Annotated in this window: 18 protein-coding genes and 2 pseudogenes; 14 read left to right on the top strand and 6 right to left on the bottom strand. The window is 36.5% G+C overall.

Annotation, left to right across the window (positions count from 1 at the left end; genetic code table 11):
- Positions 1-212: 212 nt before the first annotated feature.
- Genes GMB29_RS21635 through GMB29_RS21625 form a run of 3 tightly spaced genes read left to right on the top strand, consistent with a single transcriptional unit; the run spans position 213 to position 5081 of the window.
- Positions 213-1241: a GlgC family sugar phosphate nucleotidyltransferase gene (locus tag GMB29_RS21635; RefSeq protein ID WP_136352164.1), complete on the top strand. Its 1029-nt coding sequence runs from the start codon at positions 213-215 to the stop codon at positions 1239-1241.
- Positions 1238-2701 (top strand): glycogen synthase GlgA, encoded by a 1464-nt coding sequence (gene glgA, locus GMB29_RS21630; protein ID WP_136352163.1) that lies wholly within the window; start codon positions 1238-1240, stop codon positions 2699-2701. Before GMB29_RS21635 ends, glgA begins: the two co-directional genes overlap by 4 nt.
- Positions 2676-5081 (top strand): glycogen/starch/alpha-glucan phosphorylase, encoded by a 2406-nt coding sequence (locus GMB29_RS21625; RefSeq protein ID WP_136352162.1) that lies wholly within the window; start codon positions 2676-2678, stop codon positions 5079-5081. Before glgA ends, GMB29_RS21625 begins: the two co-directional genes overlap by 26 nt.
- Before the next feature lie 367 nt (positions 5082-5448).
- Here the strand turns inward: GMB29_RS21625 and GMB29_RS21620 are convergent, their stop codons facing one another.
- The 4 genes and pseudogenes from GMB29_RS21620 to GMB29_RS21610 all read right to left on the bottom strand — a co-directional run bounded on the left by GMB29_RS21620 (position 5449) and on the right by GMB29_RS21610 (position 8608).
- Positions 5449-6240: a TIGR00266 family protein gene (locus tag GMB29_RS21620; RefSeq protein WP_136352161.1), complete on the bottom strand. Its 792-nt coding sequence runs from the start codon at positions 6238-6240 to the stop codon at positions 5449-5451.
- A gap of 232 nt (positions 6241-6472) precedes the next feature.
- Positions 6473-6712: pseudogene (locus GMB29_RS27500) on the bottom strand (bile acid:sodium symporter family protein); the annotation flags it as partial.
- 41 nt (positions 6713-6753) lie between these two features.
- On the bottom strand, positions 6754-7509 hold the full coding sequence (locus GMB29_RS21615; protein WP_136352160.1) for a yteA family sporulation protein: 756 nt from the start codon (positions 7507-7509) through the stop codon (positions 6754-6756).
- Positions 7510-7645: 136 nt separating this feature from the next.
- Positions 7646-8608, bottom strand: a complete 963-nt coding sequence (locus GMB29_RS21610) for a 1,4-dihydroxy-2-naphthoate polyprenyltransferase (protein WP_136352159.1) — start codon at positions 8606-8608, stop codon at positions 7646-7648.
- Positions 8609-8869: 261 nt separating this feature from the next.
- Here GMB29_RS21610 and GMB29_RS21605 point away from each other — a divergent pair, with 261 nt between their 5' ends.
- The 11 genes and pseudogenes from GMB29_RS21605 to GMB29_RS21555 form a co-directional block, all read left to right on the top strand.
- Positions 8870-10273 (top strand): isochorismate synthase, encoded by a 1404-nt coding sequence (locus tag GMB29_RS21605; protein ID WP_136352158.1) that lies wholly within the window; start codon positions 8870-8872, stop codon positions 10271-10273.
- Positions 10266-12017, top strand: a complete 1752-nt coding sequence (gene menD / locus GMB29_RS21600) for a 2-succinyl-5-enolpyruvyl-6-hydroxy-3-cyclohexene-1-carboxylic-acid synthase (protein WP_136352157.1) — start codon at positions 10266-10268, stop codon at positions 12015-12017. Before GMB29_RS21605 ends, menD begins: the two co-directional genes overlap by 8 nt.
- Positions 12014-12826 carry a 2-succinyl-6-hydroxy-2,4-cyclohexadiene-1-carboxylate synthase gene (gene menH / locus GMB29_RS21595; RefSeq protein ID WP_136352156.1) on the top strand — a complete coding sequence of 271 codons (813 nt, stop codon included), beginning with the start codon at positions 12014-12016 and terminating at the stop codon, positions 12824-12826. The genes menD and menH overlap by 4 nt, the downstream gene beginning before the upstream one ends.
- 2 nt (positions 12827-12828) lie before the next feature.
- A complete protein-coding gene (gene menB, locus GMB29_RS21590; RefSeq protein WP_136352155.1) occupies positions 12829-13647 on the top strand; it encodes a 1,4-dihydroxy-2-naphthoyl-CoA synthase in 819 nt (272 codons plus the stop codon).
- 248 nt (positions 13648-13895) lie between these two features.
- Complete coding sequence (locus tag GMB29_RS21585) at positions 13896-15362, top strand: o-succinylbenzoate--CoA ligase (RefSeq protein WP_196305281.1); 1467 nt, start codon at positions 13896-13898, stop codon at positions 15360-15362.
- Positions 15359-16462, top strand: a complete 1104-nt coding sequence (menC, locus tag GMB29_RS21580) for an o-succinylbenzoate synthase (RefSeq protein WP_136352153.1) — start codon at positions 15359-15361, stop codon at positions 16460-16462. The genes GMB29_RS21585 and menC overlap by 4 nt, the downstream gene beginning before the upstream one ends.
- Positions 16463-16858: 396 nt before the next feature.
- Positions 16859-17785, top strand: coding sequence for a metal ABC transporter solute-binding protein, Zn/Mn family (locus tag GMB29_RS21575; protein WP_136352152.1), 927 nt, complete (start codon positions 16859-16861; stop codon positions 17783-17785).
- 45 nt (positions 17786-17830) lie between these two features.
- Positions 17831-18577 (top strand): metal ABC transporter ATP-binding protein, encoded by a 747-nt coding sequence (locus GMB29_RS21570; RefSeq protein ID WP_136352151.1) that lies wholly within the window; start codon positions 17831-17833, stop codon positions 18575-18577.
- A gap of 12 nt (positions 18578-18589) precedes the next feature.
- A complete protein-coding gene (locus GMB29_RS21565; RefSeq protein ID WP_136352150.1) occupies positions 18590-19906 on the top strand; it encodes a metal ABC transporter permease in 1317 nt (438 codons plus the stop codon).
- The gene (locus tag GMB29_RS21560; protein ID WP_136352149.1) at positions 19896-20798 is read left to right on the top strand and encodes a metal ABC transporter permease; all 903 of its coding nucleotides are present in this window, start codon (positions 19896-19898) and stop codon (positions 20796-20798) included. Before GMB29_RS21565 ends, GMB29_RS21560 begins: the two co-directional genes overlap by 11 nt.
- Before the next feature lie 264 nt (positions 20799-21062).
- A pseudogene (locus tag GMB29_RS21555) lies at positions 21063-21434 on the top strand (DapH/DapD/GlmU-related protein); the annotation flags it as partial.
- 306 nt (positions 21435-21740) lie between these two features.
- Here GMB29_RS21555 and GMB29_RS21550 read toward each other — a convergent pair.
- Both GMB29_RS21550 and GMB29_RS21545 read right to left on the bottom strand, forming a co-directional pair.
- Positions 21741-21926 (bottom strand): hypothetical protein, encoded by a 186-nt coding sequence (locus GMB29_RS21550; RefSeq protein ID WP_136352148.1) that lies wholly within the window; start codon positions 21924-21926, stop codon positions 21741-21743.
- 141 nt (positions 21927-22067) lie between these two features.
- Complete coding sequence (locus tag GMB29_RS21545) at positions 22068-22223, bottom strand: DUF1540 domain-containing protein (RefSeq protein WP_136352147.1); 156 nt, start codon at positions 22221-22223, stop codon at positions 22068-22070.
- Between the last annotated feature and the right edge of the window lie 18 nt (positions 22224-22241).

The raw sequence follows: 22241 nt of genomic DNA, 5'->3' as shown, positions 1-22241 counted from the left end.
TTGTAACGGATACGTGAGACTCCTGCTTAGAAAAGCGTGTCAAAGGGAGACCTCAAAGGAGCATGGCGCCGAGGAGGCTCCCGGACCACCCGCGGAAAGCAAATGCCTCTCGCTGCAGTCAATTAGGCAAGTTTAACAGAGCCAATCTTTTAAGTGAGTGAGCTAGCTAGTAGTGACATCCTATCACTTTTCCAATGAGGAGGAGAATGAAATTGAATCAGAGAATATTAGGTGTTATTGATGATACTGCTTATAAACCGGAAATAGAAGATTTAATTGTTCATCGATCATTAGCTGCGATGCCTTTTGCAAGTCGTTACCGTCTTATCGATTTTGTTCTTTCGAATATGGTGAATTCTGAAATAGAAAGTGTTGCGATTTTCCCAAAATATAATTATCGTTCATTAATCGATCATATCGGATCAGGTAAACAGTGGGACTTAAATCGTAAGAAGGATGGATTATTCTTTTTCCCATCTCCTCATTTGCATAATGAATATGATGAGTTTGGTTCATTCCAACAGTTTTCAGATCATATTGATTTCTTCCTAAGAAGCAACCAAGAATTTGCGGTTATTACGAATAGCTATACGGTTTGCAATATTGACTATAAAGAGTTATTAAATTGTCATATTGAAAACGGGTGTGATATTACAGAGGTAAGGAAAGATGGAAAGTCATTACAAATGTATATGATGTCGACAAAGCTTTTAGTTGATCTTATCAAGAATAAAGAGCAATACGGTTATCGAACATTAGCAGATGTCATAATAGAGAAACAAAATCATTTAACAATATGTGATTATCATTTCACTGGTTATGCTGCGGTTATTGATTCCATCAGTGGTTATTATCAACACAGTATGGAAATGCTTAATCCAATTGTTTGGCATGAAATATTTCTTAAAGACCGACCGATCTTAACAAAGGCAAAAGATGAACCGCCAACAAAATATGGAAAAAATGCTGTTGTGAAAAACTCACTAATAGCCAATGGCTGTAAAATTGATGGATATGTTGAAAATAGCATTATTTTTAGAGGCGTTCATATTGGAAAAGATACAGTTATAAAAAATAGTGTGATAATGCAAAAGTCACAAATTGGAGATCATAGCTTGTTAGAGCATGTGATTTCTGATAAAGATGTGAAGGTTTTACACTCAACTCAAATCAATGGAACTGCGTCTTTCCCATATATACTAAGAAAAAGAACAATTCAAGGAGCGATGATGAACTCGTGAATGTATTATTTGCTGTTTCAGAATGTGTGCCATTTGTGAAATCGGGAGGATTAGCCGATGTAGCAGGAGCGCTGCCAAAGGAATTAAAAAAACTAGGAATTGATGTACGTGTTATTCTTCCAAAATATAATTTAATCCCTGAAAAATACAGAGAATTGATGGTAAAAGTAGATGAGATTACAGTACCTGTTGGCTGGAGACAGCAATATTGTGGCATTGAAATGCTTGAATATGAAGGAATAACGTATTATTTCCTTGATCATGAATATTATTATTATCGGGATTCTTTGTATGGTCATTATGATGATGGCGAGCGGTTTTCTTTCTTCTGTAAAGGTGTTTTAGAAACAATAAAGGCGATCGATTTTCAGCCTGATCTTATCCATACACACGACTGGCATACAGGCATGATTAATTTCTTGCTTAAAGAGGAATATCGTGAAGATTCTTTTTATAAACATATCAAGACAGTCTTTACAATCCATAATCTCCAATTCCAAGGCATATTCCCGTACGACATTTTACATGATCTTTTGAACATTGATGTGGAGAATTTTTGGAAAGTAGAATTCCATGGACATGTAAGCTTTATGAAGGCGGCACTCGTGTCAGCCGATTACATTACAACAGTTAGTCCAACGTATAAGGAGGAAATTCAAACGCCTTATTATGGAGAGAGACTAGATGGATTGTTACGCGATAGATCCTCGGTTCTAACTGGTATATTAAATGGGATAGATGATCAGCTGTACAATCCCGAAACAGACACTGACATTGTTGAGCAATATATGGCAAAAACTGCATACAAAAAGGCAATCAATAAAGCTGACATCCAGTCCTTTTTTGGACTGCCAGTTGATGAAGATATTCCAGTTATTGCCATGGTGACAAGATTAACGAAACAAAAGGGCCTTGATCTAGTCAAACGAGTTTTAGATGAAGCATTAAGCAATGATATTCAAATGATTGTACTCGGTACGGGTGAAAAAGAATTTGAAGATTTCTTTAGACATATGGAATGGTTATATCCAACCAAGTTAAAAGCATACATAGGTTTTGATGAAAAGTTGGCGCAGCGTATTTATGCAGGCTCTGACCTGTTTTTAATGCCGTCTAAATTTGAACCTTGTGGATTAGGGCAACTTATTGCATTAAGATATGGAACGATCCCAATTGTTAGAGAAACAGGAGGTTTAAATGATACCGTACTCTCTTATCGAGAGGATACGGAAGAAGGAAATGGATTTACTTTTAGAAACTTCAATGCCCATGACATGCTAAACACAATCGATCGTGCTATCTCCTTTTATCATCAAAAGGATATCTGGGAGAAGATAGTTGAAAACGCAATGAACCAAGATTATAGTTGGGCACAATCTGCTTTGAAATATAACCAGCTCTACGCTGATTTGATGATGACTAGGAGTGAAGGTCATGTTCTCCAACAAGGATCGGTTTAAGGAAGCTTTTTTAAAAAGATTAGAAAGTATGTGTGGTAAAGGGTTTGAAGAGTCTACGAAACGTGATCAGTATCACACGTTAGGTAATATGATAAGAGAATACATTAGTTCTAAATGGATTGGAACGAATGAGCTGTACAGGTCCGAAAATAAAAAACAAGTATATTATTTATCCATTGAATTTTTACTGGGACGTCTACTTGGTCAAAATTTATTAAATCTTGGTATTAAAGACATGGTCGAAGAGGGCTTAAGCGAACTTGATATTCGTTTAAGTGAAATCGAAGAATGTGAACCAGATCCAGCATTAGGGAATGGGGGACTTGGAAGACTTGCAGCATGTTTCCTAGATTCACTTGCTACGTTAAATTTACCCGGACATGGGTATGGAATTCGGTATAAACATGGATTGTTTGATCAAAAAATAGTTGACGGGTATCAGGTTGAACTTCCTGAACAATGGCTAAGACATGGGAATGTATGGGAGGTTCGAAAACCAGATGAAGCGGTAGAGATTTCATTCTGGGGAACCATCGAAACAAATTATGCTAACAATGGTCTCTCTTTTAAACATGTAGGCGCTGAGAAGGTGCTTGCAGTACCTTACGATATGCCAGTTGTCGGTTATCATGTAGATACCGTTAATACATTAAGACTTTGGAATGCTGAACCATCTTCATTCGGTCCGAATCAAGATGTATTATCGTATAAACGTGATACAGAAGCTATTACAGACTTCTTATATCCCGATGATACTCATGATGAAGGGAAAATATTAAGATTAAAGCAACAGTATTTTCTCGTCTCATCAAGTATTCAAAGAATCATAGCTTCATATAAAAAGGAAAATCAAAATGTAAGAGAGCTTCACCATTCAGTTGCGATTCATATCAATGATACACACCCTGCTTTAGCCGTACCTGAGTTGATGAGGATCTTAATTGATGTTGAGGGATTGACATGGGATGAAGCTTGGGATGTGACAACAAACACACTCTCTTACACAAATCATACAATCCTGTCCGAGGCTTTGGAGAAGTGGCCTATTTATTTATTCAAACCACTACTGCCGAGAATTTTTATGATTATTGAGGAGATCAATGAGCGATTTTGCGCAGAGCTCTGGGATCGTTACCCAGGAGAGTGGGAACGGATTGAGCATATGGCCATCATAGCTCATGATTTAGTAAAAATGGCTCATCTAGCGATTGTTGGAAGCAGCAGCATTAATGGCGTTGCCAAGATTCACTCTGACATTTTAAAAAATCGTGAAATGAAATCATTTTACGAAATTTATCCACATAAGTTTAATAACAAAACAAATGGTATTACCCATCGACGCTGGTTACTAAAGGCAAATCCAGAGCTAACTGAACTTATTAAAGAGGCTATAGGTGATGAATGGGTAAAACAACCAGAAAAATTACTAGATTTAAAGAGACATGTCTATAACCCTGCACTAAAAGAGCAGTTTGCAGCAGTAAAGAGAAAAAGAAAAGAAATTCTGGCTAAAAAAATTGCTGATAAGAATGGGATCATTGTCGATATTGATTCAATTTTTGATGTTCAGGTTAAGAGATTACATGCATATAAGAGACAGTTATTAAATGTCTTACATATTATGTATTTATATAATCGAATTAAAGAAGATCCAAAATATACGATTCAGCCACGGACATTTATTTTTGGTGCAAAAGCGTCACCGACCTATTACTATGCTAAAAAAGTCATTAAATTAATTCACTCATTAGCAGAAAAAGTAAATAATGATCCAAGAGTTTCTCAGGTGATAAAGGTCGTCTTTATGGAAAATTATCGAGTTTCCCTTGCAGAGGATATTTTTCCGGCGGCAGATGTAAGTGAACAAATTTCAACTGCAAGTAAAGAAGCTTCTGGGACAGGAAACATGAAGTTTATGATGAATGGGGCACTAACAGTAGGTACGTTAGATGGTGCAAACATTGAAATTATGGAAGCGATCGGCAAAGAGAATATCTTTACTTTCGGGTTAACGGCCGGGGAAGTGTTAAAGTATGAAGAAAATGGCCGTTATCGTTCTATGGAATACTATCACCATGATTTAAGAATACGTCAAGTTGTTGACCAATTAACAAACGGTTTCTATGCAGAGGATGAAGGTGAGTTTGGGGCAATAGCTGATTCCCTTCTTGTTCAAAATGATCAATACTTTGTCCTTCGTGATTTTGCATCTTATATTGATGTCCAAGAAAAAGTTGGAACAGCTTATCAACATACTGATAATTGGCTTGAGCAGGCATTAATCAATATTTCTCATTCAGGATATTTTTCAAGTGACAGGACGATACGCGAATATGCAGAGAATATTTGGAACATTGAACCTGTTGGCGTAAGAATGTGAAAAAAAGGTGCTGCCCCGTAGGGGTAAGCACCTTTTTTGATTAGAAAATATGTGTTGGATTAGTTTTATTGTCCAGCTCCTTGATTCATAAAGTAATCTGGAATTGAAGCTTTGATCAGGCTAAACAAGGCGTTTGCGCTTTTCTAAAAGGATAAAAAAGTATAAGTTTTTGTATTTAGTTTTTGTGTCTAGCTCCAGCGCCTAGCCCCGAAGCACAGGACGTGCAAGTGCAGTTAAAGCGACAGGACGTCGCGTTCTTAACTGCCTCGAGGCCATAAGCCAATCAGGAATTGAAGGCAAAGAACACCTTCTATTCCTGATCGTCTTATTTGCCTGAGGCTAATCAAGGCGCTTGCGCTTTTCTAAATTAATCTCCGTCTAATAAGCGCCCTAATCCACCAAGGAAGCTACCTTCACCGCGTGCTTCTCCGCCTGCAGAAGGTGCACTTGCAATTACGCGGTCTGCTAAACGGCTAAATGGAAGTGTTTGAATCCAAACTGTACCAGGTCCTTGAACAGTCGCGAAGAATAAGCCTTCTCCACCAAAGAATGCCGATTTTACTTTTCCAACAAATTCAATGTTATAATCAACATCCTTTGTTAATGCAACAAGACATCCTGTATCAATTCTTAGCTTTTCACCAGGCTGCAAATCTCTTCTAATAATGGTACCGCCAGCATGTAAAAATGCTAAACCATCACCTTCTAGTTTTTGCATGATAAACCCTTCGCCACCGAAAAATCCTGTCCCAAGTTTTCGCTGGAAGTCGATCCCGACAGATACACCTTTTGCTGCACAAAGAAATGAATCTTTTTGACAGATTACTTTTCCACCTAGCTCACTTAAATCGACAGGTATGATTTTTCCTGGGTATGGAGCCGCAAAAGATACACGTTTCTTACCTACACCTTTATTTGTGAAGACAGTCATAAATAAGCTTTCACCTGTTAATACTCGTTTCCCTGCTCCAACAAGTTTGCCGAGAAACCCCTTTTGACTATTATCTCCGTCACCAAAAATTGTTTCCATATCAATGCCATCTTCCATCATCATCATGCCGCCAGCTTCAGCAACAACACTTTCATTTGGATCTAATTCAATTTCAACACACTGCATATCATCTCCATGCAGTTCATAATCAATTTCATGTGCGTTCAATTAAAATCCCCCCAATTATGTAGATATACCTAGTTTCACTATAAAAAATAAATCAATACATCATTATTATTTTACTTTGTTTTATTTATTTGTAGAAGATAAATTCATCTTCGCGATGGGGTTTTAAAAAAATAAAAAGGAGCAAAGGAGCATAAATGCTCCCTTTGTTTTAGGCTTTATGTGATAGATCATTCGTTCCTTCGTTAGTGGCCACAGCATCAGCCTTTTTACCCTACCATGTAGCAAGAAGTGGTCCTGAAATATTGTGCCACACACTGAAAATCGCACTTGGAAAGCGGGTAGGTAAAAAATGGGCTACAGCTAAGGCAGCGCCTAAGCTTGAATATTGCATGCCAACCTCAATGGATATTGCTTTTTGATCAGCAAAATTGAGTTTTAACATTTTAGCTAAAAGGAAGCCTAAAAGAAGACCTAATCCATTGTGAAGAATAACAATGGAGAAAAAGGTAAGGGGTGTTTTTGTATAAAAAAACTCCCCTATGATGGGGAGTATTAAGCTTCATCTTCAGTGTAAGGATCTTTCTCATAACCAGGTAAATCACCAAAAATAGTCATTAATCCTTCTTCATCAAGCATTTCTTCATAATGCTTATGCCGAGTAGAGGGGTAGACTTTTATATCCTTACCTTCAATATCTGTACCAACAAAATTTTCATAATCCTCTACATAACCGTCAGGATCATTTGATTCCATATACACATCGTTGTAGTGATCTTGAGGATTCATAAAATCTGATGGTGATTCAGATGAACCATAGCTATTGACTATTTGATAAGCATCTTCTGCATCAAATGCGACATTCTCATCTTGTCCATCATAATTAAATTTCCCAAAAGGTGGCATGAGAACTCCTTCTTCAATCGGACGGTTATGTGAGACAATTTGTTCTGGTGCATGTTCAACACACGTTGTAGCTGTTGGAATTGCATCAAGTCTTTCAAGTGGAATATCTGCGCCACACACCTCGCATTTTCCATATGTTCCATTTTTAACTGCTTGGAGAGCGCGGTCTATATCTGTTAGTTCTTCCTCAGTATGTTCATTAAGTGCGATGTCTTTCTCACGCTCATATAATTCTGTTGCTTCATCAGCCGGGTGGTTATCATAACTGGAAAGCTCACCTACTGATTCATGTGCATGTCCTTCTTCTAAGCCATAATGTCCATTCATTTTAAAACGATGTTGAATTTCATCCTTCATTCTTTCTAGCTGTGAACGGAAGGTCTCTACTTGTTGTGAACTTAGCATGCCATCCACGCTCCTTCCTTATTGGTCTTTCTTCACATAGTATGATCAAGAAAATAAGAAAACATAATTGTAAAAATTGTACAAACGTCACTTGATTGTATTTATGAACATAAAAAAACACGGTATATACTGTGTTTTAAATGAAAAGGCTGAGAAAAAGCCCAAGTGCTAATAAAAACCCAAATTGAATATTTGTTTGTGCAGTAGCCTTCATTGCAGGCATCATTTCAATTGGAAGGGTTTTTCCAATAAACAATTTAATAGCAGAAATAGCTTTTGGTACACTAGCTAGGACAGTTAATGTCCATAAAGGAGATACTCCCGATAATATTAACAAAAAGATAATTAAATAGGCAGCAATAAACATACCTGCGAGAAAACGAATCGCATTTTTCCTTCCTAAGAGAATGGCTAATGTTTTCCGGCCATTTTTTTTATCTCCATCAAGATCACGAATATTATTAGACATCATAATTCCACCAATTAAGAGTGCAATTGGAATAGAGAATAAAATACTTTTAAGTGCTATGGTTTCGGTTTGAATAAAATAGGTAATTATGATAATAACAGTACCCATTAAGAAACCAGAAACAAGTTCACCAAATGGTGTATACGCAATAGGATATTGTCCTCCAGTATAAAAGTATCCCACCGACATACAGACGATACCTATTAAAGCAAGCCACCATGTAGACATCATACAAATGTATATACCAATGATTGTTGCGGCAGTTAAAAAGATATATGCCAAGTTAAGAACTGTCTTTGACTTAATACCATTTCGAACAATCGTTCCGCCAATTCCAACAGATTCTTCATTATCTAAACCACGTTTATAATCAAAATATTCGTTAAACATATTTGTCGCAGCTTGGATAAGAATTGAAGCACCTAGCATGGCAATAAATAAAGAGGGAATGAAGAACCCATCAATTATAGCTAACGCTGTTCCGACCATTACTGGGATAAAAGATGCTGACAATGTATGCGGACGAAGTAGCATCCACCATATTCTCCACCCATGGTCCTTTTCAACAGAAGGAATAGATGGCGTTGTTCGTGGTTGCTTTCGAACCCTCCTTTTTTGTGAAGAAAACATATCATAACGACTCCATAGAATAGTTTTGGTAGATAAAATAAGAGTGTCATTCTTTTTCAATGCACTAATTCAGCTTATTATTACCAGTTATACCTATAAAATGATACCTACTTTCAAGATGTTTTCATTTTAATCCTGTTTCACAAGATATATAATATAGATATAATGCAATTTTAGACATTAAATCCTACTTATTGACATGCCTAAAACGTGGGTGTATCTTAACATAATATAAGCATTTTCGGTGTCGGGGGGATAAGCTTGTTAACAACTTTGGATGATACAATTAAAGATAATATACAACATGCATTGGAAGAGGCAAAAAAATCGCATCAATCTGTGATCGTTAGTCGCATAAAAGAAGTGGATGCAATTGACCCCCTCCATTTCTTTTCTTCAGGTGAGGAATCATGGTTAGGAGAACGTTTTTTCTGGTCTACCCCAACTGATGACTATACAATGGTTGGATTAGGAAATGAACTCGTCCTCGAGAATCATCTTGATAACAGTGAGCGTTTTCGCGAAATTGAAAAAGAATGGAAGCGTTTAAATAAACGAGTGGTGTCTGATCATCATAAAATAATCGGGACAGGCCCTCTTTTATTCGGTGGGTTTTCATTTGATCCGCTGAAAGAAAAGTCTTCCATATGGGATGCATTTAGTGAAGCGAAATTTGTTTTGCCGACAATCATGTTAACAGCAACAAATAATAAATCGTACATTACGATCAATAAATTAATTACACCATATGATAAGCTAGAAACTTGTATCCAACATTTTGAGCAATTCGTTGGGGAGAATCAAAATTATCATCTAGATTGTGAAAAAGGTAACGAATTCGCATCAATTGAATTAAAAACAACAGAATGGGTTGAAGCTGTGCAAAAAGCAACAGCTGATATTCATAAAAATGAAATGGATAAAGTCGTACTAGCGCGTGAAGTCCATTTGGAATTCACAGAAAAGATTGATCCATATCAACTAGTTGGCCGTTTGCAAAAAGAGCAACCAACAAGCTTTATATTTGGTTTTGAAAATGGAATGCAATATTTTATCGGTGCAACGCCTGAACGATTAGTTAAGAAAAAAGAAAATCAAGTTCTTTCAACCTGTCTTGCTGGTTCAATTAAAAGAGGAACAACTACCTACGAAGATAATGTGTTAGGACAGCAGTTATTGCAAGATGATAAAAACTTAAATGAACATAATATTGTTGTGAAAATGATAAAAGAAGTATTTAAAGATTGCTGCTATGATGTTGAAGTGCCAAATGATCCTGCCTTATTAAAAATAAAAAATATCCAACATCTTTATACACCTGTAAAGGGGTTTGCAAAAGAAGACCAAACACTTCTTTCATTGGTTGAAAAGCTTCATCCTACACCAGCTCTTGGAGGATTTCCGCAAGTCAAAGCAATTGAAAAAATTAGAGAGCTGGAGCCAATGCATCGTGGCTGGTATGCTGCACCAATAGGCTGGTTAGACTATGAAGATAATGGTGAATTTGTTGTAGCGATTCGTTCTGGATTAATTGAAGGAAATAAAGCTGCTTTATTTGCAGGATGTGGAATTGTTGCAGAATCCGATCCAAAATCGGAATACTTTGAAACGAGAATTAAATTAAAGCCTATGTTATCAGCTTTAGGAGGCGTAGAGAATGAGTGAAACAGATTCATTTACACAGTATGTTGCTAACTTTGTTGATGAATTAGTTTGTTCTGGAGTTGATACAGTCGTTATTAGTCCAGGATCACGCTCAACACCGTTAGCGATTTTAATGGCTGAGCATCCTGAGCTAACTTGTTATATGAATATAGATGAAAGATCAGCAGGCTTTTTTGCACTTGGAATTGCTAAGTCGCAACAAAAGCCTGTTGCCTTGCTATGTACTTCAGGAACAGCTGCTGCAAATTATTTTCCGGCCATTGTTGAGGCAAAATATGCCAGAGTTCCTTTGCTTGTGTTAACAGCAGATCGACCTCATGAACTAAGAGATGTTGGTGCACCACAGGCAATTGATCAAATACATATGTATGGTCAATATGCAAAATGGTTTGTTGACCTTGCATTACCTGAGGAGAATCTAGGAATGCATAGATATGTTAGAACGGTTGCCGGCAGGGCAGTTGCTACAGCAGCTGCAAGCCCAGCGGGAGTTGTACATTTAAACTTTCCGTTTAGAGAGCCATTAATGCCAAATTTAAACTTATCTAATTTGTGGAATAAAATGGATGGAAGACATACATATCTCCATATACCAACAACAAGTTCTGTTATTTCAGATATTGAAATAAACAAAATAGCTCAACTTATACAAGACGAAACAAATGGGTTAATTATTTGTGGTGAGCACAATGAACAGGATTTTGCAAAAACAGTTCAAAAACTATCTGAGTACTTAAAGTTTCCAGTTTTAGCGGATCCAATTTCAAGATTACGAGCAGGTATACATAAACAAGAAGGAATAATAACAAGCTATAACACTCTATTAAATGACCCAGCATTGCTAGATGAGTTGAAGCCAAATGTTGTGATTCGGTTTGGCGCGATGCCTGTATCCAAACCATTGACACAAATGTTGAAAAAGTATCCCGATATTAAACAAATTATCGTTGATCAAGGTGGCAGCTATCGAGATCCAACTTTAAATGCATCCTATTTAATTACGTGTAATGAAACCATTTTTTGTGAAAATCTGATGGCAAAAGTAAATAATAGAGATGTAACTCGTTTCTATGATACATGGGTAAAATGTAATACTGTTTATGGAGAAATGGTTGATCACTTATTAGAAAATGTAACAGAGATGTTCGAAGGGAAAATTGTTCGAGAGCTTCACAAACTTTTACCTAATCAATGTACATTATTCGTTGGAAATAGCATGCCTATTCGTGATGTCGATACGTTTTTTGGACAAACAAACAAAGAAATTACGATCATGTCAAATAGAGGTGCTAGCGGCATAGACGGTGTTGTATCAACAGCATTAGGTGCAAGTGTAAACAGTAAACAACCTACGTTTCTTCTTATTGGAGATTTATCTTTTTATCATGATTTAAACGGTCTTTTAGCAGCGAAATTGAATCATCTCGATCTAACGATTATTTTAGTTAATAATGATGGCGGCGGTATTTTTTCATTTTTGCCACAATCTAAGGAAGAAAGGCATTTCGAAACACTGTATGGCACACCTATTGGATTAGACTTTTCAAAAGCAGTGAGCTTATATGGGGGGATGTATGAGAAAGTCGAATCATGGGATGAACTACAGAATCATTTTAATATGATTCAATCTTATAAGGGCCTAAAAGTCATTGAGATACAAACAGATCGAAAAACGCGTGTAAAAATTCATCGGGAATTGTTAGATCATGTTTCCCAGGAAATAAGAAAAGTGTTGAAACAATGAACATCAGGGGTATACATTATCATGTTGATGTCATGTTTGACGGGGAACCACTTGTTTTTCTTCATGGCTTTACAGGATCTTCACTAAATTGGAAACAGGTCATTAATGAATTTGCAGGATATAAGCTTATTCTTATCGACATAATTGGTCATGGTCTTACAGAGTGTCCTGAGAAGCCATCCAGATATAAAATGGAAGAAGTTGTAGAGGACCTGGCAACCATTCTTAATGAATTACAGATTGAGAGAGCAAATTTTCTCGGTTATTCAATGGGAGGAAGATTAGCATTATCATTTGCTGCCATACATTCTTCTCGTGTGAAAAAGCTCATTTTAGAAAGCAGTTCACCAGGTCTCCAAAATGAGGCTGAACGTGAGAAACGCAAAATAGCCGATAAAAAGCTAGCAGATGAAATTGAAAGAGAAGGTATGATCCATTTTGTTGATAAATGGGGAAATATCCCTCTTTTTGCTAGTCAAAAGCGTTTACCAATCCAACAACGAAACATGATTAGACAGCAAAGATTACAAAATTCGCCTCGTGGGTTAGCAAATAGCTTGATTGGAATGGGGACTGGGGCTCAGCCTTCATGGTGGGATCATCTCCAACTGATTGACATTCCAGTTCTAATCTTGTGTGGTGAATTAGATCAGAAATTTTGTGACATAGCTAAAAGAATGCATCAAATGTTGTCGAAGTCCATCGTAAAAGAAATAAATGGCGTCGGTCATGCAATACATGTGGAAGAACCTCGAATTTTTGGTAAAATAGTTAATGAGTTTATAAAAGATATGAATGAGGAGGTTTAATATTGGCAATTGAATGGGTTGTAGAACGTAAGTATGAGGAAATTATTTATTCAACATATAACGGAATAGCAAAAATCTCAATTAATCGTCCACACGTACATAATGCATTTACTCCTAAAACTGTAATGGAATTAATTGATGCATTTGCATATGCACGTGATGATCAAAATGTTGGAGTCATCATCTTAACAGGTGAAGGCGGCAAAGCATTTTGTTCAGGCGGAGATCAGAAAGTTAGAGGACATGGTGGTTATGTAGGCGAAGACCAGATTCCTCGTTTGAATGTTCTTGATCTACAACGTTTAATCAGAGTCATTCCGAAACCGGTAATTGCGATGGTTGCAGGATATGCAATTGGTGGCGGTCATGTGTTACATATCGTTTGTGATTTAACAATTGCAGCCGATAATGCTGTATTTGGTCAAACTGGTCCTAAAGTTGGCAGTTTTGATGCAGGTTATGGTTCAGGCTATCTTGCAAGAATCGTTGGTCATAAGAAAGCTCGTGAAATTTGGTACCTTTGCAGACAATATGGGGCACAAGAAGCACTTGATATGGGCTTAGTAAATACAGTTGTACCACTTGAAGAGCTAGAAGCAGAAACAGTTCAATGGTGTGAGGAAATTCTAGAAAAGAGCCCGACAGCCATTCGTTTCTTAAAAGCAGCATTTAACGCTGATACTGATGGTCTTGCTGGGATTCAACAGTTTGCTGGAGATGCGACTTTACTTTATTATACAACTGATGAGGCAAAAGAAGGCCGTGACGCATTTAAAGAAAAACGTACTCCTGACTTTAAACAATTCCCTCGTTTTCCTTAATAAGCAAGATTATATGTTTTTAAACAGCTTGATGGTTCATTATACATCAAGCTGTTTTTATTAAAGAAACATCCCCCGTTAAGTCTTGACTTGAAACTTAGCGTCTAAGTCATTAAGGCCTAAATGCACATAAATTTAGGCAATGAAAGCCTTCTATTTAATGAGCGTCATGTGGCATGGTCAAGGCTGATCATCGCGTTTTCAAGAACTTTTAATAAATTTTGGTGGTGAATCAATTGGATCAATTAATGCCGAACTGGTTAAGACAACGTGCAGAACTTACACCAGATCGTCTTGCAGTTATAACGGAAAATGAACAAGTAACGTTTAAACAATTATATATAAACGTACAAAAACGTGTAGGTCTCTTATCCTTATACGGAGTGGAAAAAGGACAGCATATAGCAATTCTTATGAAAAACAGTATGGATATGATTGAAACAATTCATGCTGTCCTGTCTTTAGGAGCAGTTGCAGTTATGTTAAATACACGTCTTACAAATCAAGAATTAATGTGGCAACTTCTTGATGTAGAAGCTTTCCATGTCATTTGTCATGATGAATTTAAGCATAAAATTCAGGATGTACATCATGTAAAGATAATTGTTGGTGAAGAAGTGAATCAAGAATTAACACATACTACTCCAAAACTACACGAGGTTGATTACTCAACAAATCAGGTTGCGACTATCATGTATACATCCGGAACGACTGGTCATCCGAAAGGTGTCTTACAAACCTTTGAAAATCATTGGTCAAGTGCAGTAGGCTCAGCACTGAACTTAGGATTACAATCTAATGATCGCTGGCTTTTAGCTGTTCCGCTTTTTCATATTAGCGGCTTGTCAATATTAATTCGGAGTGTTATTTATGGAATGGGAATTGTTTTACATGAACGCTTCGATGCCTCGAAAATGAACCAAGCAATCATACATAATAACGTGACAATTGTCTCTGTTGTCACAACGATGCTTAAACAGATGCTTGATAATCTAGACAAACAGCAGTATCCATCAACTTTACGATGTATACTTGCAGGAGGGGGACCTGTTCCGAAAAGCATACTAGAAGATTGCCAAAGTAGGAATATTCCTGTTTATCAAACGTATGGAATGACAGAAACAGCTTCACAGGTTGTCACACTTACACCCGAACATAGCATGTCAAAGATAGGATCTGCCGGCAAACCATTATTTCCATGTCAAATAAAAATTGTAAAAGATGGGAAAGAATGTTCCCCAAATGAAGAAGGGGAAATACTCGTAAAAGGTCCTAACATAACTAAGGGATACTGGAAGCGAGAGGAAGCTACGAATAAAGCAATACAAGACGGCTGGTTACATACAGGTGATCAAGGCTATAAAGATGACGAAGGATTTTTGTTTGTGTTAGACCGTCGGTCAGACTTAATTATTTCTGGAGGAGAAAATGTTTATCCTGCTGAAATCGAAGCCGTTTTACTCTCGCATCCAAAAATTAAAGATGCAGGAGTAGTTGGTGTAGAAGATAACAAGTGGGGGCAGTCGCCACATGCCTTTATTGTTACACGAGAAGACATTTCAATATTTGAGCTAGAACAATTTTGTAAAAGCCGATTAGCATCATATAAAATACCAAAAAATTTTTCTTTTTTGGACGAACTGCCTAGGAATGCAGCAAATAAATTACTAAGAAGAGAATTAAAAGGTCGAATGAACAAAGGGATGAAGCAATGATTAAGATAAAAAAAGTGACATTGCATCATATTACGCAAACGATAAAGGAGCCATTTACTTCAAGCATTGGTCATGTAACTGAGAGAGATAGCATACTTGTAGAAGTGACTGATCTTGATGGAGTAACTGGATGGGGCGAAGTCGTTGCCTTTTCTACACCATGGTATACAGAAGAAACGATTACGACAGCTTTTCATCTTTTAAAAGATCTATTAATTCCTCTTGTTAAAAAGGAAACGATCAACCATCCAAATCATCTTCAACATATTTTTAAAAATATAAAACGGAATAATATGGCAAAAGCAGCCCTTGAAGGTGGGATATGGGATGTATTCGCAAGAAAACAAGAGTTGTCTTTATCACACGCTTTAGGAGGAGTAAAAACAGAAATTGAGAGTGGTGTTGTGATTGGAATATCAACAATATCGAAGATGACTGAGCAAATAAGTCAGTATCTTGATAACGGTTATAAACGATTTAAAGTAAAAATCTCACCAAAACAAGATATTGAGTTGATTAAGATCATTCGTAATCAATTTCCGGATTTACCCTTGATGGCTGATGCAAACTCGTCCTATTCCCTGAATGATATTGATAGGCTAAAAGAGCTCGATCAGTATCATTTAATGATGATTGAACAGCCATTTGCTTCAGATGATATTATTGATCATGCAAAGCTTCAACATGAGCTGAATACACCAATTTGTTTAGATGAAAGCATTGTGTCATGCGAAGATGCCAGAAAAGCGATCGAACTTGGCAGCTGTAAGGTGATAAATATTAAACCAGGGCGAGTCGGCGGCTTAACTGAGTCAAAAAAAATACATGATCTCTGTCAAAAACATAACATTCCAGTTTGGTGTGGTGGAATGATTGAAACGGGTATTTCACGAGCACATAATATTGCTATTGCATCTCTTTCAAATTTTTCAATTCCTGGTGACATCTCCTCTTCATCACGATATTGGGAGGAAGATATTGTTTATCCGGAAATAAAGGCTGTAGATGGCAAGATAGCCGTGCCAACAGGGCTTGGCATCGGATTTGAAGTACAAAATGATGTAATTGTAAAATACCGTAATTCGGTAACGGTTTTCTAAGTTCGTAAAAGCTAAAAAGGAACTTTATGGAAGAATTCTATAATTTTTTATATTTAAAACGAAAAAATAGCAACTTGTTAAGCAAACAGCAGAGCGATATAGTTATCCTCGAAAGAAAAACATAAACGAATAGTTTCTCTTTCTGCTCATATTTTCATCCAGCCAAATGGCTGGATTTTTTTTTTTGTCGATAAAAGAAAGTTGACATTTATGGGTTAACACATTATTTTTGTATTAGGGAAACTTTTTTAGTTGTACAAATAAAATATGTAGACAGTTAAAAGAGTAGCGTATATCTCAAAATGTCCATATACTATATTAGATGAGAAAGAGTAAAAAATTTTATAGGAAAAGTTGCACTAGGGAAACTTAGAAATAGAATGGGAGGAATAAAAGATGAAAAAGTGGTTAGTTAATTTAGGGTTAACGATTGCAGCAATCTGTTTATTAACGGCGTGTGGAAATAATCAAACATCAACAAAATCAAATGATAAAGTAGAGGTTACAACAACAACAGGTCAAGTAGCAGATGTAGTTAAAAACATTGGCGGAGACAAAGTGGAGGTTACATCGTTAATGGGACCTGGGGTGGATCCGCATCTTTATCAAGCCTCACAAGGAGATATAAAAAAATTACATGATTCAGATATTATCTTTTATAGTGGGCTTCATTTAGAAGGTAAAATGGGGGAAATTTTCGAAAAAATGTCAAATGATAAACCAACAGTTGCAGTAGCAGATTCCATTCCAGAAGATATGCTGTTAAGCGCAAATTCTGCAAATACACATGACCCGCACGTTTGGTTTGATATTCAAGCTTGGATTCATGTGGTGGATGAAGTTGAAAAAGAACTGACAAAGCTCTCACCTGATAATGAACCATTATTTAAAGAAAATGCTGCAAATTATAAAAAAGAGCTTATGGAAATGGATCAATACGCAAAAGAGCAAATTAACACCATTCCGAAAGAAAGTCGTGTTCTTGTAACAGCACATGATGCATTTAAATATTTCGGTCATGCATATGGACTAGAAGTAATGGGGTTACAAGGATTAAGTACTGATTCAGAGTATGGTTTAAAAGACGTTCAAGCGCTCGTCGATCTATTAGTTGAGCGGAACATTAAAGCTGTCTTTATTGAAAGCAGTATTTCTGAAAAATCCATTAATGCTGTTGTAGAAGGTGCGAAGGAACAAAATCATGAAGTTATTATTGGCGGTGAGCTCTTCTCAGATGCAATGGGTGAAGAAGGTACAGAAGAAGGGACTTATATCGGTATGTTTAAGCACAATGTTGATACAATTGTTTCTTCTTTAAAATAGTTTTATGAGAATCATAGATTGCTAAAAAGAAGGCTGGTGTAATGAATGATACCTGTACAAGTAGAAAATTTAACGATTGCCTATCACCATAAACCTGTACTTCAGGAAGTTAGCTTCGAGGTTCCGGAAGGAAAGTTAATTGGGATAATTGGTCCGAATGGAGCAGGGAAATCCACATTAATTAAAGGGATATTAGGATTAATTCCAACAGCGTCTGGTGAGGTAACGATTTACGGAGAAACATATCAAAAGCAACGTAAAAAAGTAGGCTATGTTCCTCAACGCGGATCAGTTGACTGGGATTTTCCGACAAATGCATTAGACGTTGTGTTAATGGGGAGATATGGCCATATTGGTTGGTTTAAGCGGCCAGGTAAAAAAGATATTGAATTTGCAAAAGAATGCCTGACTAAAGTAGGAATGCTGGAATATGGCAATAGGCAAATAAGTGAGCTATCAGGAGGACAGCAACAGCGTGTTTTCTTAGCTAGAGCTCTTGCTCAAGATGCTGATGTATATTTTATGGATGAACCGTTCGTTGGGGTGGATGCAGCGACTGAAAAAGCCATTATTGCCTTACTTAATGACTTAAAGGCGAGAGGGAAAACGGTTCTTGTTGTCCATCATGATTTACAAACTGTAAATGAATACTTTGATTGGGTGCTTTTGTTGAATATGAGGAAGATTGCATTCGGACCAACGAAAGAAACATTTACGATTGATAACTTGCAAAAAACATACGGTGGAAAGCTTACATTTTTACAAGATCAATCTGTTTTATTAAAAAGATAGAGGTGAAGTCAGGTGATTGAAGATCTCATTTTACAATTGCAAAATCCAAATACACAATGGGTGTTAATCGGTACAATGCTCCTTGGGGTCGCCAGCGGTGTAGTTGGAAGCTTCACTTTGCTGAGAAAACAGAGCTTAATAGGAGATGCAATGGCTCATTCAGCCTTACCAGGGGTATGTATTGCCTATCTTTTATATGGGTCAAAATCGTTACTAATCTTCTTAATTGGAGCCGCTATTGCAGGATTCATTTCTTCCTTTTGTATACAAATGATCATTCAGCACTCCCGCATCAAAGAAGATTCTGCTCTAGGAATTATTATTTCTGTATTTTTTGGTTTTGGGATCGTTCTATTAACCTATATTCAGCATAATGGAACAGGAAATCAAAGTGGGTTAGATGATTTCATTTTTGGGCAGGCGGCATCGATGATTGCGGCAGATGTAAACTTAATAGCTGTGATCTCACTCATTTTACTTTCAATCACAGCTATTTTTTATAAAGAGTTTAAATTATTAACATTTGATCCTCAATTTGCAAAAGGAATTGGGATACCTGCTAAATTCTTTAATGGTTTATTACAATTGCTTATTGTTTGCGCAGTAGTGATTGGTCTGCAAACAGTCGGGGTTGTTTTAATGGCCGCAATGCTTATTACACCCGTAATCAGTGCTCGGTATTGGACAGATAAGCTGAGTCAAATGATCATTCTATCTGGAGTGATAGGTGGAATTAGTGGTGTTGTAGGTACGTTGCTTAGTACGATAACCGAAGGTATGGCAACAGGACCGCTTATTATTGTTTCAGCAACCTGTATATTTCTTATTTCTCTTGTGTTTGCACCGAAAAGGGGATTATGTGCGAAAGCATTTAAACAACTCTCATTACGTAAAAAAACAGCAATCGAACAAGTTTTGTTAAGTTATTATGATAGTGCTGAATCTGGAAATATTAAGGGAGTAACAGAAAAAGAACTTTTGAAAATGAGAAAAGTATCCTCTAATCTTTTTGATTATGCGAATAGTGTTCTTCAAAAGAATGCGTATATTAGGAAAATTAGTGATGAAAGATGGGTTTTAACTGATAATGGGATCCAAGAAGGTTATAAGCTTGTATTGCAGCAACGATTATATGAAATGTATTTAATGCATGAAATGGAATTTTCTCATTTAGAGCTTAACTCAAGAGATGATCTAAATCTAGGTACAATCTCACTTGAAACAAAGGAACAGCTTTTTACGCTATTGAAAATTCACGACCGGGCTCCTCTATTAATACCTGAGTCATCAAATTTTGGTAATCAGAGGAGGATCATTAATGACTTATGATGCATGGATTATTTTAACTGGTTCTTTAGTTGGCATTACATGTGCAATGGTTGGATGTTTTTTAGTATTACGTAAAATGGCGATGCTAGCTGATGCGATATCACATACAGTATTATTAGGTATTGTAGGTGGTTATCTAGTTAGCCGCAGTTTGGAAGGCCCTTTCTTGTTAATCGGTGCAGTTGTTGTTGGCCTATTAACAGCCATGCTTGTTCAAGTGCTAAATGGGAAGGGTGTTCAGGCTGATGCTGCGATAGGTGTTGTCTTTACATCTCTTTTTGCAGTGGGTGTTATCCTCTTATCCGTATTTGCGGGTAACATTCACTTAGATGTTGATCATGCATTAATGGGAGAAATCACCTTTATCCCTTGGGATACAGTTGAATGGAATGGGTTAGAGTTAGGGCCAAAAGCTGTTTGGCTGTTAACGTTCGTGTTTATTGTTAATTTGCTAATTATTATTTTCTTTTATAAAGAATTCAAGATTAGCTCCTTTGATCCTGAAATGGCAGCAGCGATAGGGATACCTGTATTACTCATCCATTATTTACAAATGGGAATGCTTTCAATTACAACGGTTGCTTCATTTGACAGTGTTGGAGCGATACTAGTCGTTGCAATGTTAATCGTTCCAGCTTCTACTGCCTATTTGTTAACAGATAAACTTATCAATATGTTGTTTATTAGTGCAGGTATTGGTGTATTTTCCAGCTTTAGTGGATATTACATTGCAACTATATTGAATGTTTCCATTGCAGGTTCAATGGCAACTTCAACAGGAATCTTGTTTGTAATTGCCTTTCTATTCTCGCCTAGACATGGATTAGTTGCTAAAAAAAGAGCCCAGCAAAAACTCTCTAAAGACCGAAATGTAGCTAGTGAAATAAGATAAGCAAAAAGGCTGATACTCTGTAAAATGAAGTAAAAGTGAATGTACCTTTTTATAGGCAAAGTAGATGTTTATCTTTAAAATCCCACATTAAAAGAAAAGTAAGTACAGCACTTATATATAGTGGTGTACTTTTTTGTTTATATGACCTCATTTACTACCATAACTATACAATAAATTTATTTATCTACAACAACAATACCGTTGTAAAAGGAACAAATATTCCCAAACGTACATTTTAATGAGGGGTGTTGTAATAACGAAAGTGAGCCGACATTTCGTTGTGATTATGGCTACAACATACACGTTGGCGAAAATTTCTATGCTAATTATGATTGTGTGCTTCTAGATGTTTGTGAGATTCAAATAGGTGATAACTGCTTTGTTGCACCAGGTGTTCATATATATACCGCCACTCATCCGATAAATGCCAATGAAAGAATATCGGGTGCAGAATACGGACTTCCAGTTAATATCGGTGATAATGTTTGGATTGGTGGAAGAGCTATTATTAATCCTGGAGTTAAAATTGGCAATAATGTTGTTATAGCTTCGGGTGCGGTTGTGACAAAAGATGTGCCAGATAATGTGGTTGTAGGTAGAAATCTTGCGAGATTAATTAAACCAATCGAAGAATGAGTATAGCTTAATTCATTGTTTCTTGTTTAACTAGCGGGTTCAATAGCACAACAACATTACATTTTTTGCTGTAGTAAATGTGGTCATATGTAGTATAAAAAAGGATAGATAGAGCATATTTTTTTTACTCATCTATCCTTTTTACTTTATTTCTTATAATGGCTGACATTAAATAAAATTTTACTATTGTTAAGGGTTTCGTGAAATATCTTGACTATTAATAAAACATGTAGTCAGTCTTTTTTATGAGATGAATGTGTCATTATTTGAATTCACATCGGCTGGCTTTTAGCTCATCCTTAAAACTTACTCCATCAACCCATACTCTATTGCACGATCTGCTACAAGTGCATCAACATCATGTGGAAGGTCATCCAATGAACCAAACTCGTAATCCCATAAGTTTGTAAATGAATCAACATACAGTGGAAATGAGTCCGCATTTGAATTTTTGACATCATTGCGAAATGAATTAAGTAAACTGTCCTTCACATGATTTCCCCCTTTAGATTTTCTACAAATAGTTTGTGATTAAGAAAGAAAAAATATGTAATTCCTGCATAAAAATGAAAATCATTATCAATAATAAAAAAGAAGGTAACGAGTAGTTGCAGCTACTCGTTCCAATGGTGATTATTCAGTTGGTTCAAAAGTTTTACAATCTGTTTCTTTGCTGCTTTCAGCTTTTTCACCTGTATGACTTACTACATAGATTGCATCGGCTTTACACTTATTCCCTTGTGCCCAATAACTGCAATTGTTTACTTCACATAAAACGTCTTGTGCCATTTTAGAACCCTCCTTTTA

The sequence above is a fragment of the Metabacillus sediminilitoris genome (genome assembly GCF_009720625.1).
Classification (GTDB): Bacteria; Bacillota; Bacilli; order Bacillales; family Bacillaceae; genus Metabacillus; species Metabacillus sediminilitoris.
Note: the sequence above shows the minus strand (reverse complement) of the source record. Positions and strands in the feature narration are given on the sequence as shown.

Excerpts from the sequence above, each read along its gene's own strand:
- GMB29_RS21625 (WP_136352162.1), top strand. The coding sequence starts at position 2,676 with ATGTTCTCCAACAAGGATCGGTTTAAGGAAGCTTTTTTAAAAAGATTA.
- GMB29_RS21615 (WP_136352160.1), bottom strand. The coding sequence starts at position 7,509 with ATGCTAAGTTCACAACAAGTAGAGACCTTCCGTTCACAGCTAGAAAGA.
- GMB29_RS21610 (WP_136352159.1), bottom strand. The coding sequence starts at position 8,608 with ATGTTTTCTTCACAAAAAAGGAGGGTTCGAAAGCAACCACGAACAACG.
- menD (WP_136352157.1), top strand. The coding sequence starts at position 10,266 with ATGAGTGAAACAGATTCATTTACACAGTATGTTGCTAACTTTGTTGAT.
- menH (WP_136352156.1), top strand. The coding sequence starts at position 12,014 with ATGAACATCAGGGGTATACATTATCATGTTGATGTCATGTTTGACGGG.
- GMB29_RS21585 (WP_196305281.1), top strand. The coding sequence starts at position 13,896 with ATGCCGAACTGGTTAAGACAACGTGCAGAACTTACACCAGATCGTCTT.
- menC (WP_136352153.1), top strand. The coding sequence starts at position 15,359 with ATGATTAAGATAAAAAAAGTGACATTGCATCATATTACGCAAACGATA.
- GMB29_RS21575 (WP_136352152.1), top strand. The coding sequence starts at position 16,859 with ATGAAAAAGTGGTTAGTTAATTTAGGGTTAACGATTGCAGCAATCTGT.
- GMB29_RS21570 (WP_136352151.1), top strand. The coding sequence starts at position 17,831 with ATGATACCTGTACAAGTAGAAAATTTAACGATTGCCTATCACCATAAA.
- GMB29_RS21560 (WP_136352149.1), top strand. The coding sequence starts at position 19,896 with ATGACTTATGATGCATGGATTATTTTAACTGGTTCTTTAGTTGGCATT.
- GMB29_RS21545 (WP_136352147.1), bottom strand. The coding sequence starts at position 22,223 with ATGGCACAAGACGTTTTATGTGAAGTAAACAATTGCAGTTATTGGGCA.